This window comes from Massilia scottii, assembly GCF_030846495.1.
Taxonomy (GTDB): domain Bacteria; phylum Pseudomonadota; class Gammaproteobacteria; order Burkholderiales; family Burkholderiaceae_D; genus Telluria_A; species Telluria_A violaceinigra.
The window spans coordinates 151,237-168,525 of sequence record NZ_JAVCWM010000013.1; the positions used below are offsets into that span (position 1 = coordinate 151,237).

Genomic DNA, 17,289 nt, shown 5'->3' on the forward strand with positions numbered 1-17,289 from the left:
CGGGCGTTGGCCCTACGGTTTGGGCCCGGTGCCGCGCACCTGGACCGTGCGCTTCATCAGGTCGAACCAGAAGGGGGCGCCGAATAGCGCGGTCGAGGCCGTCAGCGCCCAGCCCGCGACGCTGAGCGCGAACTCCCGGTTCAAGGCCGGCGGAAACTGTTCCCAGCCAATCGGCAAGGTCCACAGCATCTGCAGCGCTTGCGGGTTCATGGTGGCCGGGGCCGCACCGAGCTGGGCCGCCAGCGAGGGATGCGCCCACAGCGTCCTGAACAGGTGGATGCTGTCGATGTTGAACAGCGCCGCCAGCAGCAGCGAGAGCAGCACGCTGACCATCATCGAGCGCCGCTTGTAGAGGCCGGACACCCTTTCCATCGCCGTGTCGAACCAGCCTTCCACCGACGCCTGGAAGCGCGCCATGTCGCCTTCCGCGCGCTGGTAGATGCCTTGCAGCGCGCGCTTGATCTGCGGATCGGTCAGGGCATCGATGTCGCGCCCGAGCTGGTCGTAGTTGCCGGGAATCGACTGGATGGCGTCGATCAGGGCGATCGCGAAATGCTCGGGCTTGATGTACGACGGCTTGGTGCCGATGTGTTCCTGCTCGGGAAGAGCCGGGTTGCTGTGCGGATTGACCAGCGCATGGGCGTACAGGGTGCGCGCCAGGGCATTGAAATTCGGATCGTTGAGCATGCTCTTGATACCTTCGAGCAGCCCGCGTGCGCGCAGTTTCAGCGCCGACGCCAGCGCTTCCTGCACCGTGCTGACAATCAATGCTACCGTCGCGTAGCAAAAAGTCAGGCCAACCGCCACTTCAAGGACTGTGCTTCCGAACATAGATCCTCCCGATGTGTTTGCTAGGGTTTGCTATGTTCGACGCTAGCCCAAAGCCCAGCCGCGCGGCGCCGGTTTGCTCAACAAAAGGTGGCGCCGTGGCGCCCTTGCCACGAATAGGCTGTTAGCGCGGAAACAGTCCGCCCAGCGCGTCCTTCACCCGGTCTTTCAGTTTTTCCTTGCCGCCACTCGGCATGGCGCCGCGCATCTTTTGCGCCGCCTCGCTGCCCAGTGCCGCCACATCGACCTGCCAGGTCATCTGCGCCAGCGGGCCGCTCAGGGCGACCGGTACCGTCAGCCCGCCCAGGGTGCCGACGGCGGGTCCATCCTGGCCGGTGAGGCTCGGTACCACCGTGCAGCGCAAGCGGGCATCGATGGTGGCGTGCGCCAGGTCGATCCGGCCGTCGCCGCCGATACGCAGCAGCGGTGTGCTCGCCGAAAAATCCGTGTTGTGGGCAACGCCGCTGTCGATGCGGAACGTCGCGCTCAGTTCGCTGAAACCGGTCGAGTCGGCACCACTGCCCACGCCCGCGGCAGCCCTGGCTTCGCGCACCATCCGGCCCAGGTCGATGCCGCCGATGACGCCGTCGCGCAGCCGCAGCGCTGCCGTGCCGCCGAGCGCCTCGCGCAGGGCCATCGTGCTGTCGCCGCGCGTTTCCAGGTCGAGCTGGACGTCGCCGCGTCCCGCCAGCGGCGCCTTGCCGGTGGCATCCAGCAGCAGGGCGCCGAGCGAGATGCCGCGCAGGTCTTGCACCAGCCCCATGCGCGGACTGCTGGGGTCGCCCGTGAAATCGAGGCTCAGCGCGCCGTTGCCGTTGCCGCCGTACAGCGTGGCCGAGAGCGGCTTGATCGTGGTCTTGCCGGCGTCGGCCAGCAGCACCGCGTGCACATTCGCGGCGCGCAGGCCGCCCGCCGTCAGTTCGCCCACCTGCAAGGTGCCGCTGGCGCGCAGCCTGGCCAGGGCCGACAGGTCGAGCGGCTGGTCCGGCGCCGTGCCGGCGTCTGGCGCGGCGGCGCCGCCTGGCGCTGCGGACGGCGCGCGCGGCAGATAGCGCGCCAGGTCGAGGCGGTCGATATCGATGTCGAGCTGCAGCATGCCGTCGCGCAATGCTCCCTTGCCGCTGACTGCGCTGTCATCGATCTTGCCTTTGAGCGCGGCGGCGATGGCGTTCTTGCCGAAGTCGATCTCGATGCTGCCTTTCAATTTGGCGCGCGATTCGATCCCCGCCCGGCTCGACAGGTCGAGATTGGCATCGAGGTCCGTCATCGCTACCCGGCGCGTGTCGCGGTCGAGCGCAAAGCCGCTCTCGAAAATCAGGACGGTGTTGAGCGCCGGCTGGTCCACGCCGATATTGGCCGACAGCGCGACCCGGCTCGGCACGCCGTGCGCGATCGGGCCGGAATCGATGTTCAGGCGCGCGATGTCAAAGACGCGTCCGGCCTTGCGGTCGTCGAAGCGCAGATGGGCGTTGTCGACGCGAATGCTGTCGACCGCGAAACGGATGCGGGCCGGTCCGGCGCCGGCGTTCCCGGCCGCGCCGGCACGCTCGCCGGCGTTGGGTTTGACGCGCGCGGCGGTCAGGTCGTCGATGTTCATGCTGCCGTCGGCCTGGCGCACCAGGGTGGCGCGCATGCCGCGCAGTTCGATGCGGTCGATCACGACTTCCTGGCGCAGCAGCAGCGGCACCAGCGCGAACGACAGGCGCACGCTGTCGAGCGCGGCGAATTCGCCCTTGCCGCCCAGTTCCGACAGGCTGGCCTTGCCGAGGTGCACGCCGAGGCGCGGATACACGGCCAGCCGGATATCGCCGCCGATGCGCAGGGTCCGGTGCGTTTTTTCGTGCACCCGCTCGACGATGGCGCTCTTGTAGGCGTTCGGATCGAACCGGGCCGCCAGGATGCCCAGGGCGCTGCCCAGCACCAGCACGGTGGCGCCCAGCGCGATGACGGCGATCCTGATGCGTGCTTGCATGACGAAACTCGGAGGCGGGAAAGGCGTCGAGTGTAGCACCGGGCAGGCCCGCCGGCATGCCCCTGTTTTGGATATACTTTCGCCATTTCCAACATTCTCGGGACAGACCATGGCCAACGATGCCAACGCGCAGACAACCACCGTCATCGGCTGGCATCATGATCCGGACGCCGCTTTTGCCCAGGCGCGCGCGGCGGCCAAGCCGGTGTTCCTGTACTGGGGCGCCGGGTGGTGTCCGCCGTGCAACCGGCTCAAGGCGGCAGTGCTGTCGCAGCCCGGCTTTGCCGCGCTGGCGCCGTCGTTCGTGCCGCTGCATATCGATGGCGACGCCGCCGGCGCCCAGCGTGCCGCCGATCGCCTGCATCTGCGCAGCTACCCGACCCTGGTGCTGTACCGCCCCGATGGCGCCGAAATTACGCGCCTGCCGTGCGAACTGGCCGGTCCGCGCTTTCTTGAAATGCTGCAACTGGCGCTGACGGCGCCGTTCACGGCGGCGCAATCGCTGCGCGACGCCTTGTCGGGCCAGCGCGCCTTGTCGGCCGACGAATGGCGCCTGCTCGCTTATTATTCCTGGGATACCGATGAAGGCCAGCTGCTGGCCGGGCGCGACCTGGCCGCCACGCTTGCTGCCCTGCGCGATGCCTGCACCGGGCCCGAGCCGGCGCTGCGCCTGGCCTGGCATGCGCTGCACGCCGGCGCGTGCGCCAACGAGCATGATGGACTGGAGATGCTGCTGCGCACGCTGGCCGAGCCGCACACGGTGCTGGCGCACGTCGATCTGGTGACCGACTACGCGGTCGACCTGGTGCGCGCACTGACGGCGCCGCAGTCGGAACAGCGCATGGCATTGACAAGCGCGTGGTCCGTCGCGCTGCAGCGGCTTGAGTCGTCCGAGGCGCTGGACCCGGCCGACCAGCTGGCGGCCTTGCGCGTGCGTGTGCGCATGGCGCGCCTCGGCAGCCCTGTTGCCGGCCTGAACGCACTGCTGCGCGAGCGCGTTGCCAGCGTGCTGGCGGGGGCGCAAGATGCGGCGCTGCGCCACCACGTGATCAATACCGCGGCCGGCGCGTTCGTTGATGCCGGCTTGCAGGGCGACGCCGACGCGCTCCTGCGCGCCGCGCTGCCCGGTTCGCACGCGCCTTTCTACTTCATGCACAATCTGGCCGCCGTCGCCAAAAAACGTGGCGATATGGCCGCCATGCTCGACTGGTATCAGCAAGCCTGGGAACAGGCCAGCGGCCCCGCCACGCGATTGCAATGGGGCGCCACCTTCCTGCTGGCGCTGGTCGATGCGACGCCGGATGACGCGGCCCGCATCGGCCGTCTCGCCGCCGCGCTGGTGTCTGAGGTGGACGGCATGACGGACGCCAATTGCCGCCGCAACGGCACCCAGCTGGCACGCATGCTGAACAAGCTGAGCGCCTTGAATGGTTCCACGGAGCAAGTCGAAAAACTTAAGCAGGGCTTACTGATCAGAGTCAACGAATAAATTTAGGGAACCTGTTCCAGATCAGACCCTCAAACAAGATTTGAGGTTAACGACGATGGCACGACCCGATTTCGCGAGCGACGTTTCGCGCGAAGAGTTTGAGGCGGTACGCGGCATGCTGGAAGCGGCGCGCCGCAAGACGCGCCCGCGCAAGCACGATCTGTACGATGTGTTTTGCGCAGTGTTGTATTTTCTGGAAAGTGGCACCGCCTGGCGCGGCGTGCCCGAGGGGTTTCCGCCCTGGCGCACCGTGCACGAATATTTCACCCAGTGGACGGCGGTGCGGCCGGGCGAACCCATGCTGCTCGAAACAGCGCTGGAGCAGATCGGCCGGCCCGCCACCGTGGCAACCCTGCACAAGGTGCTGGCCCGGCACTGACGCGCCGGCTGGGCCGCCCGTCAGCGGCGCCTCAGCCGCCAGCGCCAGCAGCGCCCGTTGCTGGCGCGGGTGGCGCTGTTGCCTTTTCAAACATCATGGTCTTCTCATCGAGGAAGAAGGTGCCGACCGGCTGTCCCAGTGCCTTGGGCGCCGGTTCGGCCAGCAGCGCGCAGCTGAGCGTGTCGACCTGCATCACTTCCGTGCCGGAGCGCACGGTGTAGACGTCGTCGCCGTTCGAGAACAGCTCGACCGATACCTCGTCGGCCGGCATGCCGGACATGGGAAAGACGCGCTGGCATTCCGGCATGTGCGAGGCGACCAGGGTCAGGGTGATGTCTTTTTTCCAGAAATATTCCTGCTCCGCGCGCACGGTAATGACGTGGTCGTTGCTGGCGTCATCGATGTAGTAGCTGGCCGAGCCCTTGATGCAGCCGGCCAGGAGCAGCGGCGTCAGTAAAATCCAGAACCTGCGCATGATCGCTTTCCTGTGGAGTAATGCCAGCAAGTATAGATCAGAACTCGGTGCCGATGGTCAGGGAGACGCCCCGGCGCCCCTGCCTGTGCAGCGAGCCTTTGAACGCGGACGAGCGGTGCGTGGCCCGCAGCTGCACGAACCAGGGGCCGTGCGCGGCCGTGCGCGTGTACGGAAAATCGAAACGCATGCCGGCGCTGAGCGCATGGATGAAGTTGCGCCGGCCCGCCATGGCGTCGTCGTCGGGGTTCCTGCCGTTCAGGAAGGCGTGTTGCGCCCGCATGCGCGCTTCCAGGCTGCCGAAGGCGGCGCACTGCAGCCAGGGCACCATGCAGGTCGAGGTTGCGGCCGGCGTGGCGGCCAGCGCGCGGTGCGCCAGCAGGCGCGCGATCTCCACCGGCGCGCCGGGCAGCGCATCCTGCCCGAGCATGACCGCGATGCCGCCCACCGAGTAATTGGTGGCGTTGCTGTTGGCCATGCCCCACCAGGCGCTGGTGCTCACGCGCATGGCGCGGGCGAACTCGGGAGAGGCGATGCGCGTGGCCGCGCCCGCGTAGTAGCGCGGCGGTTCCGTCAGCCAGCTGTTGTCGGCCGCGCCGAAGTGCGCCAGGTCGTCGGCCGGGAAGTGCGCCTGCGCCAGCGCGGCGCCGCAGCAAAGGGTCAGCGCGGCTGTCAGCGCCGCCGTCGATGCACTGGAAAAAGTAGCCATGGCCGTCACCGCCTCGCGAAAAATCACTGGGGAGGAGTTCGATTGTAGGCGCGGCCCGCAGGCCCGGTTTGGCTTGGCTCATGCACGCCGCATCGCGGACGGGGACACGGCCGGGTTGTTGGCCTAGCGCTTTTTCCGGCGCCAGAAGCGGTCGAGCAGCGGCTTGACGCTGGTGCCGTGCACCACGATCGAGAGCATGATGACGACGATCGTAATCTGGATCAGCTCGCGCGAGAGCGAGATCGGCAAGCCGTGGTTGATGGCATACATCAGGTAATACAGCGAGCCGATGCCGCGCACGCCGAACCAGGCGGTGATGCCGCGGATGCGCATCGTGCTGTCCGAGCCGAGCAGGCCGATCATCACGCTCAGCGGCCTGGCCACCACGAACAGGAACAGGGCCGTGCCGACGCTGCGCCAGTTCCAGTCGTGCATCGACACCATGCCGCCGAGCAACAGGACCAGGGTCAGTTCCGACAGCCGTTCGAGGTGCTCCTTGAACACCAGCGACTCGGCGCTGACGGTCAGCGGCACCTCGACCGGCGGGGCTTCGGCGCCCGGATCGTCCCTGGTTTTTTCGGCCACCAGCAAGCCCTGGCGGTCCTTGTGCGCGCCCGACAACACCAGTTCGGTCTGGCGCAGGGCCACGCCGGCGAAAAACACGGCCAGGAAGCCCCAGGCCATGAACACCAGGGTCAGGCCGTACACCACGGCGATCAAGCCCAGGCCGACGAGGTCGTCGAGCACTTCGTGCCTCGGATCTTTGCCGCGCAGCATCCATCCGACGCGTCCCAGCGCCGCGCCGCCCAGGGTGCCGATGGCGATCGCGGCCAGGGTGGCCCACAGCACGTCGACCAGCACCCAGCGCCAGCCGAAGTCGCCCAGTTCATGGGCGCCGAGCAGGCCCAGGCCCAGCATCACGAAGGGGAAGGCCGAGCCATCGTTCATGCCCGCTTCGCAGGTGAGGGTGAAGCGCAGCTTGTCGCGGTCGTCGGGATGGCGCACCTGGACGTCGGTGGCCAGCACCGGGTCGGTGGGGGCGAGGATGGCGCCGAGCAGCACGCCGGCGCCCAGCGGCAAGCCGAGCACGAAGTAGCAGAAGGCGGCGATCACGCCCACGCTCAGGCTCATCGAAACCCAGGCCAGGCGGATGGCCGGCATCCAGCGCTGGCGCGAGATCGGCACCGGCATCTTCACGCCGGCCGAGAACAGAGAGACGAGCACGGCGATTTCGGTGAGGGTTTCGAGCAGGTGCGATTGCTCGACCGGGCTGAAGGAAAAAATCCCCAGCACCATCGGGCCAAGGCCGAGGCCGACGCACAGGTAGACGATGGCCGATGTGAACGGCAGGCGCGAAATACTGGTCGCCATCAGGCCCCGCGCCAGCATCAGGCAGCCGATCAGAATAAACCAGTGGATAGTCGTCATGAAGAGCATCGGCGGGAATGGGAGTGGGGCGATTCTACAGAAGAGAACTGTTTCCCTACGCGCTGTTGCCGTATGGATTGAAATCCTGCCCCTATCGTCGCCCCCGCAGCGCCCGCCGTTAAAACGCAAAACTCCCCGCATCGAGCACCAGCGCCGCCGCCCCGCAGGCCGGACTGGTGGCCTGGCGATTGCCGCTGCCGGTGGCCTGGTTGCGTTCCCACACATCGGCCACCGCGCCGTGCTTGAGGAACTTGTACTGGATCGCGCTCGACGGCGGCAACTGTACCGTGCGCGACCACGCCGCATTGGCGCCGCTGCCCTCGATCGCCAGCTGGTTGCCGTTGGTCGCGGTCCAGTTGCCCAGCTCGTTGCGGTTGCCCGTCACATGCACATTCTGCCCCGGCACGGTATTCGCATTGGCCACGCGGAAGGTCACCGCCACGGTGCTGCACGCTGGCGGCGTGGTCCCACCGCCGCCGCCGCTGACTTTCTGATTCACATGCAAGGCCAGCGCCGGCACGCTGGCGCCGCCATTGCCCGCAAGACTGACGCTGACGATGCCGTTGCTGCCGACCGTCGCGCTATCGCCGCTGCAAGCTGTCTGCGCGGCATTGAGCTTGCCCGTCACGACATTGCAGTAAGTCCCTGTCGGCAGCAGCGTTTGCAGGGAGGCATTCCACGCCGCCTCGTCATTGTTGATCGCAACAAAGCCCTTGCTGCCGCGCGCAAAGGCGATCTGGTTCGGCGTGCCGTTGACGAAGTGGTCGATCCCCTGGCCGGCCGTGGCCGCGCGGAAGGCGACCATATTGGCAATGTCCGACCAGCGGTGAATGAAATCCCACGCCTGGTTGATCAGCGGATTGCCGTTCGCGTCGAACGGGCTGGCGCCCGGCGGACCCTGGTCGTAGCTGTTGAAGCGGAAGCCCGAATGCACCTGCGCGTGTCCATACGGCCATGCCAGCATGAAGATATTGGCCAGGTCGTAGCGCTTGCTGCCCTGGGTGTCGTTGATTTGTCCCGCCATGTAGTTGCTGGCCACCAGCGAACTGCCATTGCGTTCGGTGTCCCAGTTGTTGACGAACACGCTCGCCTTGTCGCTTGGAACGAAGCCCCAGGTTCCGCCCCAGTTGCCGGGCGTGCCCATGATGCTGCGGATTTGCGCCAGATTGGCGCCGTTCTCGTTGCGAAATACCGCTTTCATGGCGTACGCGTACTGGAATTCGTTCAGGGTGCCGTTGCCGAAGTAGCCCGAGCGCACCACGTTGCTGTCCGGGATCACCTCCTGCGTCAACCACAGCGCTTCACCCGAGGTGGTGGTGCGGTTGGTGCCGGCCAGGATGGCGCTGATGTCGCCCGGCGCCATGTGCTTGGCGGCGTCGATGCGCAGGCCGTCCACGCCCATCGCCACCAGCTTGTTGAAGAAGGTGCGCACCTGGCCCTGGACGTAGCTGCTCCCGGTCTTGAGGTCGGGCAGGCCGCTCAGGCGGCAGTTGGTCACGCTGTTGCGGTTGCCCGGCGAGCTGTAGTCGCCGCCCTGGATGTCGCAGGCCGGATGAAAATCCTGGCCGCTGAAGTTGGGGTAGGCCAGGGCGGTCGAGTTCCAGGCCGAACCGTTGGTGGCGGTGCCGGCGCCGGCCGCCATGTGGTTTACCACCACGTCCGCGTACACGCGCACCTTGGCGGCGTGGCAGGTAGTGATCATCGCCTGGAACTCGGCTTCGGTCCCCATGTTGCTGGCCAGCGAAGTGAAGTTGACCGGCTGGTAGATGTCCCACCACGTGCCCAGGCTGGCGGACGCCTGCGGCGGCGATACCTGGACCGCGCCGTAGCCCTGCGGGCCGAGCCAGTTGGTGCACTCGCGGGCGATGTCGTTCCATTTCCAGCGGAACATCTGGACCGAGGTGTCGGGGGCATTGAAACCGGCCGCGCTTGCCTGGCCGGCGACGCCGAACAGGATGCCGGCGGCGATCAGCGAGCGGACCAGGGGCGATGTACGAAGTGATGTCATGTTGCTTCCTTATGGTTTTTGGTAGTGGAATGCACAACAGTTACGGCAGAAGCACGCTGATCCCATCTGTCTCCATGCATGGGATGCGGCCGTGTGAAACGAGGACGGTATTGCGGCGCCGGGTGGGCGCCGGACGGAGGCGGCGGGCTGTGCCCTTATGTATCTCCGGAGTGGAAATGTAGCACAACTACATTGAATGTAAACTGAAGTATGAAGAATGTATCAATTTTGCTTGGATGTGAAAGGTTTTATGTATTTCGTTTCATGCAGATGTAGCATATCTACATCGCTATGGCTGCCGCAAGAAACAAAAAACCGGAGGGAAATTCCTCCGGCACACCCCAAGCCCCACGCTTGTTTACTGCAGGATGTCTAACGCTGGTAAGCCCCGATATCGATGCCGCTTTCCCTGGCGCGCGCCTTGCCGGCGATGTCGGCCGGTAAAGCGGGTTCGCCGCTGCCCTTGCCGACCCCGGGCGAGCTGGGGCGCAGGCGGAAATCGGGCAGGCCGCCTTTGCCGTAGCGCACGAACTGCGGCGCTTGCGCCACCGTGCCGCTATGCTTGAGGCCGTTTTTCAGCTGCCAGTCGGCGGCGGCGTTCAGGTACACCAGGTTGTTGCGGTAGCTGTTGTGCAGGCCCGTCGAACCCTGTTCCGAGATGCCGTATTTGTTGTCGTAGACGATGTTGTTGTGCACGCTGGTGAAATCGTTCGGCCCCTTGATGTAGTAGGGGTCGCCACCGCCGACCAGGATCCCCGTCATCGAGCGGGCGATCGTGTTGTGGCTCACGATAACGTTGGTGGCGTCGTGCCACATCTGGATCGCCGCGCCGCCGATGGCATAGAGCACATTGTTGGTGACGCTGCCGGTGGTGCTCATGTTGATGCCCTGGACGAAGCGGCAATCGGTCGGGCCGATGTCATGCACGGTATTGCCGGTCACCGTGCCCACGCGGCCCTTGTAGTAGCTGTCGACGCTGATGCCGGCCGCGCTGGCGCTGGTGCAGGGCACGTCCTGGCCCACATGGTGCACGTGGTTGTTGCGGATCAGCACGCCCGAGCCGGCGTTGTAGATGCCGTAGGTCCAGCGCACGCCGCCGTGGCCGTTGCGCCCGTCCACCTGGAAGCCGACGATATCGACAAAGTCGCCGCGGTTTTCCCACGCCATCTTGGTGGTCGAGCCGCGCGGCGGCACCAGGCGCGCGCCGCCGCGCACGGTGGAGATGTAGCTGATGCGGCGCTCGGCCGTGCCGCTCATCGTGGTGCGAAAGCCGCCCGCGTACGTGCCCGGCGCCACGTGCACGGTGGTGCCGGGCAGGGCCACCCGGGATGCGCGCGGGATGGTTTCGAACGGCTGGGCCGACGTGCCCGGATTGGCGTCCGAACCGTTGCTCGCAACGTAGTAGTGGTAGCTGGCGGGGGCCGGGGCGACGGCCGCCGCTGTGCCTGGCGCCGGGGTGCCGGACGCCGACAAGGACAGCCCGAGGCAGGCAAGGCATGCTGCCAGCAGGAGAGGATGGTGTGGCCTGGACAAGTTCATCAACAGTTCCTTTTCGCCGGATCGTGCTGGAAGAGGTGAGGCGGATGCCGGAATCGAACCGGCGTCCCCAGCGTTGCAGGCTGGTGCATTGCCATTTTGCTACTCCGCCATGGGAGTAGTGTCCACCCGCATCGCGTCATGCCATGCCGACTGGATCAAACAAACCGTTTGCGCGCCGCCCAAAGAAAAGCGGCCCTCGTGGGGCCGCATGAGCTTGTTTGAGAAGGCGCTATTACGGGGCGATCGCCTTGGCGTCGGCACCGGTCGCGCCACCTTCGGCCCGGCTGTAATTGTTGATCACATAGCGGCTGGCCAGGCTGGCCACGTGGGTCAGCATCATGTTGTCGTGAACGCCCAGGGTGAAGCCGGCCGACATGGCGTTGGCGCGCTGGAAGAATTCCGGATTGGCCACCACACGGCCCTTGCCGTCGGTGATTTTCAGGCGCAGCAGCACGCCCGAGCTGCCGGCCAGTGGCCCCAGCAGCACGCGCTGGGCGCCGCGCTTGAAGCTCATCTGCTCGATCACGGGCTGGATGATCAGGGTGCGGCCATTGGCCGGGCGCACGTTCCACTCCAGCAGCGAGGCCGACAAATCCTTCTGCAGGTTCGCTTCGATCTTGTGCAGGCCATCCCGATCGGGCTTGACGTCGGGCCCGAACACCACCGGCCTGACGTCGATGCGCCCAAACGCCGAAAACGCTTCCGATGGCGGCGGATTGGTGGTCGACGACGCCTTGATTCTGGTGGCGCCACAGCCTTGCAGCAATACCGCACCCGACAGGCATGAAGCAAAGAGCAATGCTTTGGAGGTGATGTTCATGGTAATTCCTTGGTCAGTCGTTTGGTCAATTGCCCGGCATGTGCAAGCAGTGCCGATAATATCGTAAATCCATTAGCCTTCACTAATAAATAACTTCCTAACGGAAACACAACAGGGCGCGGGAACCAGCCCGGCCGGCGCCCGCCCGCATGGTGCAAGCCCGGGGTGCAAGCCCGGGGTGCAAGCAGCACCACGAAACAGGAGAATCGGGTATATTTAACCATTACCGATAGCTATCTGTGCAGCTTGCAAACGATAGCGGCGGGACCGCGCCAGATGTGAAATGAGCGCCCGCGGCTTGATTGTCCGGGGGCGGCGCCAAACCTGGAAAGCCATTATCTTGCTTGATGCCCCAGTACCTGCCGACGAAGGCGCGCGCATGGCCGCACTGTGCGGCCTGAATATCCTCGATACCCCGCCCGAGGAGCGCTTCGACCGCATCACGCGCAGCGCCCAGCGCATGTTCGGCTGTCCGATCGCACTGGTGACCCTGGTCGACAGCGAACGCCAGTGGTTCAAGTCGCGCCTTGGCCTCGATGCGCCTGAAACGCCGCGCAATATCTCCTTTTGCGGGCACGCGATCCTGCACGACTTCCCATTCATCATTCCCGATGCGGCCGCCGACCCGCGCTTTGCCGATAATCCGCTGGTGCTCGGTCCGCCGCATATCCGCTTTTACGCCGGCATTCCCCTGCGCGCCGATAACGGCGCCCTGGTCGCCACCCTGTGCCTGATCGACCGCGTGCCGCGCGGCTTTCCCGACGACGATATTGCCGCCCTGTGCGACCTGGCGCAATGGGCCGAACTCGAACTGAATGTGTACACGATCAAGCAGGCCACCCGGGTCAGCCGCGAAAAGGAAGCGCGCCTGCGGGCGATTGTCGAACACGCGGGCGACGCCATCATTACCATCGACGACCAGGGCCTGGTCGAAACCTTCAATCCCGAGGCGCAGCGCCTGTTCGCTTACCGGCCGGACCAGGTCATCGGCGCGCCGTTCAGCGTATTGATAGCGCGCCATTACCGCGCCGCCATCGGCGCGTATGCGCGCGCACTGGCGCGCGACGGCATGGGCGACGGCGTGCGCATCAACCGCCAGGTAGTCGGGCAGCGCAGCGACGGCAGCCGTTTTCCGGCCAACCTGGTGGCGAGCGAAATGCACATCAACGGGCGCCGCGCGTTTACCGGCCTGGTACGCGATATTTCGGCGCGGCGCCGCAATGCCGATGAAATGAAGCGCCTGAACCGGCGCCTGGCGGAAACACTCAGCCTCCAGCATGCGATTTTGAACAGCAGTAACTACGCCATCATTTACGTCAATGCGCACGGCCAGGTCATCATGTTCAACGATGGCGCCCAGCGCATGCTCGGTTATTCCGAAGCCGACATGCGCACCCAGTCCTCGCTGCTGGTGCTGCACGATCCGGTGGAGCTGGAAGCGCGCGTGCATGCGCTCAGTGTCGAACTGGGGCGTCCGATCCGGCCGGGCGCCGAGATGTTCATCGCCAAGGCGCGCGGGCGCCTTCCCGACGAATCCGAATGGACGTATATCCGCAAGGATGGCAGCCGCCTGCCGGTGCTGTTGTCGATTTCCGCCGTCTGGGATGATGAAAACGCGCTGTCCGGCTTTGTCGGCATCGCCCAGGACATCAGCGAACGCAAGAAAATGGAAAACATGAAGAACGAATTCATTTCCACGGTCTCGCATGAACTGAGAACGCCGATGACCTCCATCAAAGGCTCGCTCGGCCTGCTGGCGGGCGGCGCGGCCGGCGAGATGCCCGTGCGCGCCAAGGTGCTGCTCGATATCGCCAGCAAGAATTGCGACCGCCTGGTACGCCTGATTAACGACATTCTCGACGTCGAAAAAATCGAGTCCGGCAATATGCGTTTCGAACCCGTGGTCCAGCCCTTGCTGCCGCTGGTGGAACAGGCCATCGCCGCCACCAATGCCTTTGCCTCGCCCTTCAAGGTCAGCTTCGATCTGCGCTCGGAGCATGGCGACTTGATGGTGGCCGCCGATACCGACCGGCTGGTCCAGGTGATCGTCAACCTGCTCTCGAACGCGGCCAAATTCGCGCCGCCCGGCGGCGTGGTCGAAGTGCGCCTGCTGCGCCAGCCGGGATATGCGCGCCTGTCGGTGACCGATCATGGCCCCGGCATTCCCGACCAGTTCCGCAGCCGTATTTTCCAGAAGTTCGCCCAGGCCGATGCGTCCGACACGCGCCCGAAAGGCGGCACCGGCCTTGGCCTGAATATCTCGAAAGCCATCATCGAGCGGCATCGCGGCCGCATCGATTTTCTCAGCGAGTGCGGCGTGCGCACCGAGTTTTTCTTTGAACTGCCGCTCGCGGCATAACCGCCTTTTTCAGGACGTCCTTATTTATGACTGCACTTTCCCTGGTCCTGTACGTGGAAGACGATCCCGATATCCAGACCGTCGCCCAGATGGCGCTCGAAATGGTCGGCGGACTCGCCTTGCGTACCTGCAGTTCGGGCCGCGAAGCGCTGCTGGCGGCCGCGCAATGCAAGCCGGACCTGCTCCTGCTCGACGTCATGATGCCCGGCATGGACGGCCCGACGACCCTGTCCGAACTACGCAAGCTGCCCAATACCGCCAGCACGCCCGTCATTTTCATGACGGCCAAGGTGCAGGCCAGCGAAGTGGCGTATTACCGCTCGCTCGGCGCGCTGGGCGTGATCGCCAAACCCTTCGATCCGATGCAGCTGCCGCTGCAGGTGCGCCAGCTGTGGGACGAGGCCATGGCATGAACACGCCCGCCGGTCTGCAGGCCAGGGTGGCGCTGCTGGCACAGGGATTTCGCACGCGCCTGCCGGCCCGTTTCGAGCAGATGGATGCGGCGTATGCGCTGTGCCGCAGCGATATGGCCGAGCGCGCGCACTGGCAGGAACTGTACCGGCTATTGCATTCGCTGGGCGGCGCGGCCGGGACGTTTGGCGCGGCCGGGCTGGGCCTGGCGGCGCGCCGCATCGAACAAAAAATCAAAACGCAGCTTGCCGAAAACGACTGGACAATCGAGAATCTGAATGACATCGGTGCCGACATGGCCGCGCTGCGGCACATGGCCTTGTCCACGCCGGCACCGCAATGACAGCGCCGATCAGGCAGGAACAGGAAATCATGGATACATCGACCATCTACAGCAAAACTTCCAAAGGCATGACGGAGCTGAAAAACGGGTGCAGGAACCTGGCCCGCGATCCGGCCCGCGTGTTATCGATGATTAACGGACGCTCCAGCGTGCGCGATTTTCTGGCGCTGGGCGGCATGCCGATCGATAAGCTCGTCAGCGAGCTCGACGCGCTGACCAAACAGGGTCTGGTGCGCGTGTTTGCCGGTGCGCAGCAAAGCCTGCCGGCAGCGAAGGAACAGGCCGCCGTGCACGATGACGGATTCGCGTTTTCGGAAACCTTGCCGACCCTCGAAGTGACCGAGCTGACCCCGCAAGAGAGCGTGGAAGCCTGGGCCCAGGCCCGGCGCGGCGCGACCGAGCTGAAAAACACCGGCTTCTATTCCTACGGGAACAAGGCGCAGCTGGGCGCGAGCAAACATGCCCTGACGGCCCTGGTGGTCGAAGACGACGAGGAACTGTCGGAACTGCTGGTGGTGCTGCTGAGCGAAAAGGGTTTTACCGTGCACGCGACCGGCAACATGAACGATGCGCTGGCGGTGGTGCAGACCGCCATGGCGCCCGACCTGGTGCTGCTCGATATCGTCCTGCCCGGCCTGCCAGGCAAGGATGGCTTCGATCTGCTGGCCGCCATCCGCCGCAATGAAGGCTGGTCCAAGGCGCCGGTGGTCATGGTGACATCGGAAGTGTCCGACGACCAGGTAATGAAAGGCTTGAAGGCGGGAGCCGATGGCTACATCTTCAAACCCTTCAAATGGGAAACGCTGTATTCCTGCATCCAGAGCGTGGTCGGCATCTGACGTCATCGCATGACGCGTCGGCATACCCGCGCTGTTGATCTCCGTCCCTGTTGTTCCTTCCTTTGTCTCCCCGCGCACATGGGTCTCGCTGCGATTCATCGCCAGCCAGAAAGTAAGCTTGCGTAAAGGCTACAGGGCGCTCGGAAAATACCTACGCAGCTAGACTGGCTCCGCAGTGTTATTGTTTTAATGACATTATTTCAAAAGGGGATCCACATGCTGAAAACGACGTTGACCAAATGTGTACTGGGCGCCGCTATTGCCACCGCTTTCGCCATGCCGGTCACCAGCTACGCCCAGTCGGGCGCGGCGCTGAAAAAGTTTGAAGCCAAGGCCAAGGACCCGGACGTCAAAGCCCTGGCCGCGAAGATGCTGCCGACCGTCGAACAGCACCTGCATTCGGCCACCAGCCTGGCCCCCGCCAAGGGCGGCGCCGCGCACGCAGCGGCCCACAACACGCCGATGGCGGGCGCCAAAACGCCGGCTCCGGCGGCCGGTGTCAAGCCGCCGGTGGTGGGCGAAGCGAACGAGCAGAACGCCGGCAAGCGTTAATGGCATTCCGGGGTGTGCGGTTCGAGCGCTTCAGTCAGCGCTCGGCCGCGCCATAGGGAGTTCATCCGGACGAGAGGCCCATAGGTTAATGGGCTATCTCGTTCACGCAATGCTTGCCACTTATAAAGCAGTCGAGATTCCCCAGCGTCACCTCCGCAATCTCGCGCATCGCCTCTACCGTAAAGAACCCCTGGTGCCCGGTCACCAGCACGTTCGGGAATGTCATCAAGCGCTGGAACACATCGTCCTCGATGATATCGCCCGAGCGGTCGTGAAAAAACAGCGACCCTTCCTGCTCATACACATCAATCGCCAGAAACCCCAGCCGGCGCGATTTCAGCGCCGCGATCACGGCCGGCGTATCGATCAGCGCCCCGCGCGAGGTATTGACCAGCATCGCCCCGCGCTTCATGCCAGCCAGGCTGTCGCGATTGATCATGTGCCGGGTGGCGTCCACCAATGGGCAGTGCAGCGATACGATGTCGGACTGCGCCAGCAAGGCCGGCAGGTCCACCATCGTCCCCAGCGCGGCAAACTCCGGCGCCGGCGCCGGGTCGTGCCCGAGCACCTTGCAGCCGAAGCCGTTGAGAATGCGCGCCGTCGCCAGCCCGATCTTGCCGGTGCCGACAATTCCCGCGGTTTTCCCGTGCAGATTGCTGCCCAGCAGTCCATCGAGCGCAAAGTTTCCCTCGCGGACCCGCGCGTACGCCCGGTGCGTGTTGCGGTTGAGCGTCAGGATCAGCGCCAGCGTATGCTCGGCCACCGCTTCCGGCGAGTAGGCGGGCACGCGCGCGACAAAAAATCCCAGCCGCTGCGCCGCCTCGATATCGACATTGTTGAATCCCGCACAGCGCATCAGGACCGCGCGCACGCCGGCCTGGTGCAACGCCTCGAGCACCGGCGCATCGAGCCGGTCGTTGACGAAGGCGCACACCGCATCGCACCCCTGGGCCAGCGCGACGGTGTGCAGCGCCAGCGCCGCCTCCTGATACACCAGTTCGATGTGCCGACTGTCCGGATGGGCTTTGAGCGCTTCATCGAGAAAACGCCGGTCGTAGGCCTGGGTGCTGAAAATGGCAATTTTCATGGTGTTCGGTTCCCGCGTCGATTGAGATGCGCCATCATAGCCCGGACGGCGTTA

General features: G+C 65.2%; 16 protein-coding genes and 1 tRNA gene. 7 read left to right on the forward strand and 10 right to left on the reverse strand.

The genetic code is table 11. The features are described from left to right. Positions 1-12: 12 nt before the first annotated feature. Positions 13-831, reverse strand: a complete 819-nt coding sequence (locus RBA41_RS19315) for a hypothetical protein (RefSeq protein WP_306625865.1) — start codon at positions 829-831, stop codon at positions 13-15. 121 nt (positions 832-952) lie between these two features. Beyond that, on the reverse strand, positions 953-2,800 hold the full coding sequence (locus tag RBA41_RS19320) for an AsmA family protein (RefSeq protein ID WP_306625867.1): 1,848 nt from the start codon (positions 2,798-2,800) through the stop codon (positions 953-955). Positions 2,801-2,909: 109 nt separating this feature from the next. Between RBA41_RS19320 and RBA41_RS19325 the strand changes: the two genes are divergently transcribed. Together RBA41_RS19325 and RBA41_RS19330 are read left to right on the forward strand one after the other, a co-directional pair. Next, entirely contained in the window at positions 2,910-4,289 is a 1,380-nt protein-coding gene (locus RBA41_RS19325) for a thioredoxin family protein (RefSeq protein ID WP_306625869.1), read from the forward strand. Between the two features lie 55 nt (positions 4,290-4,344). Next, positions 4,345-4,668, forward strand: coding sequence for a transposase (locus RBA41_RS19330; RefSeq protein ID WP_374709570.1), 324 nt, complete (start codon positions 4,345-4,347; stop codon positions 4,666-4,668). Between the two features lie 31 nt (positions 4,669-4,699). On the opposite strand, the gene RBA41_RS19335 is transcribed toward RBA41_RS19330, so the two are convergent. The 7 genes from RBA41_RS19335 to RBA41_RS19365 form a co-directional block, all read right to left on the reverse strand. Then, positions 4,700-5,143 carry a hypothetical protein gene (locus tag RBA41_RS19335; RefSeq protein ID WP_306625870.1) on the reverse strand — a complete coding sequence of 148 codons (444 nt, stop codon included), beginning with the start codon at positions 5,141-5,143 and terminating at the stop codon, positions 4,700-4,702. A 37-nt stretch (positions 5,144-5,180) separates the two neighbouring features. Continuing rightward, positions 5,181-5,849 (reverse strand): hypothetical protein, encoded by a 669-nt coding sequence (locus RBA41_RS19340; RefSeq protein WP_306625872.1) that lies wholly within the window; start codon positions 5,847-5,849, stop codon positions 5,181-5,183. Between the two features lie 123 nt (positions 5,850-5,972). Beyond that, entirely contained in the window at positions 5,973-7,277 is a 1,305-nt protein-coding gene (locus RBA41_RS19345; RefSeq protein WP_306625873.1) for a cation:proton antiporter, read from the reverse strand. A 118-nt stretch (positions 7,278-7,395) separates the two neighbouring features. Continuing rightward, positions 7,396-9,285: a carbohydrate-binding module family 20 domain-containing protein gene (locus tag RBA41_RS19350; protein WP_306625875.1), complete on the reverse strand. Its 1,890-nt coding sequence runs from the start codon at positions 9,283-9,285 to the stop codon at positions 7,396-7,398. A gap of 372 nt (positions 9,286-9,657) precedes the next feature. Next, positions 9,658-10,824, reverse strand: a complete 1,167-nt coding sequence (locus RBA41_RS19355) for a right-handed parallel beta-helix repeat-containing protein (RefSeq protein ID WP_306625877.1) — start codon at positions 10,822-10,824, stop codon at positions 9,658-9,660. A gap of 38 nt (positions 10,825-10,862) precedes the next feature. Continuing rightward, positions 10,863-10,933, reverse strand: a tRNA-Cys gene (locus RBA41_RS19360). Between the two features lie 123 nt (positions 10,934-11,056). After that, positions 11,057-11,644: a hypothetical protein gene (locus tag RBA41_RS19365; protein WP_306625879.1), complete on the reverse strand. Its 588-nt coding sequence runs from the start codon at positions 11,642-11,644 to the stop codon at positions 11,057-11,059. Positions 11,645-11,984: 340 nt separating this feature from the next. Between RBA41_RS19365 and RBA41_RS19370 the strand changes: the two genes are divergently transcribed. The 5 genes from RBA41_RS19370 (at position 11,985) to RBA41_RS19390 (ending at position 16,148) form a co-directional block, all read left to right on the forward strand. Beyond that, the gene (locus RBA41_RS19370; RefSeq protein ID WP_306625881.1) at positions 11,985-14,003 is read left to right on the forward strand and encodes a PAS domain S-box protein; all 2,019 of its coding nucleotides are present in this window, start codon (positions 11,985-11,987) and stop codon (positions 14,001-14,003) included. A gap of 26 nt (positions 14,004-14,029) precedes the next feature. Continuing rightward, a complete protein-coding gene (locus tag RBA41_RS19375) occupies positions 14,030-14,416 on the forward strand; it encodes a response regulator (protein ID WP_306625882.1) in 387 nt (128 codons plus the stop codon). Beyond that, complete coding sequence (locus tag RBA41_RS19380; protein WP_306625883.1) at positions 14,413-14,757, forward strand: Hpt domain-containing protein; 345 nt, start codon at positions 14,413-14,415, stop codon at positions 14,755-14,757. The genes RBA41_RS19375 and RBA41_RS19380 overlap by 4 nt, the downstream gene beginning before the upstream one ends. Before the next feature lie 29 nt (positions 14,758-14,786). Continuing rightward, positions 14,787-15,596: a response regulator gene (locus tag RBA41_RS19385; protein ID WP_306625884.1), complete on the forward strand. Its 810-nt coding sequence runs from the start codon at positions 14,787-14,789 to the stop codon at positions 15,594-15,596. A gap of 216 nt (positions 15,597-15,812) precedes the next feature. After that, positions 15,813-16,148, forward strand: coding sequence for a DUF4142 domain-containing protein (locus RBA41_RS19390; protein WP_306625885.1), 336 nt, complete (start codon positions 15,813-15,815; stop codon positions 16,146-16,148). Between the two features lie 85 nt (positions 16,149-16,233). On the opposite strand, the gene RBA41_RS19395 is transcribed toward RBA41_RS19390, so the two are convergent. Further along, positions 16,234-17,235 carry a 2-hydroxyacid dehydrogenase gene (locus tag RBA41_RS19395; RefSeq protein WP_306625886.1) on the reverse strand — a complete coding sequence of 334 codons (1,002 nt, stop codon included), beginning with the start codon at positions 17,233-17,235 and terminating at the stop codon, positions 16,234-16,236. Positions 17,236-17,289: the final 54 nt, after the last annotated feature.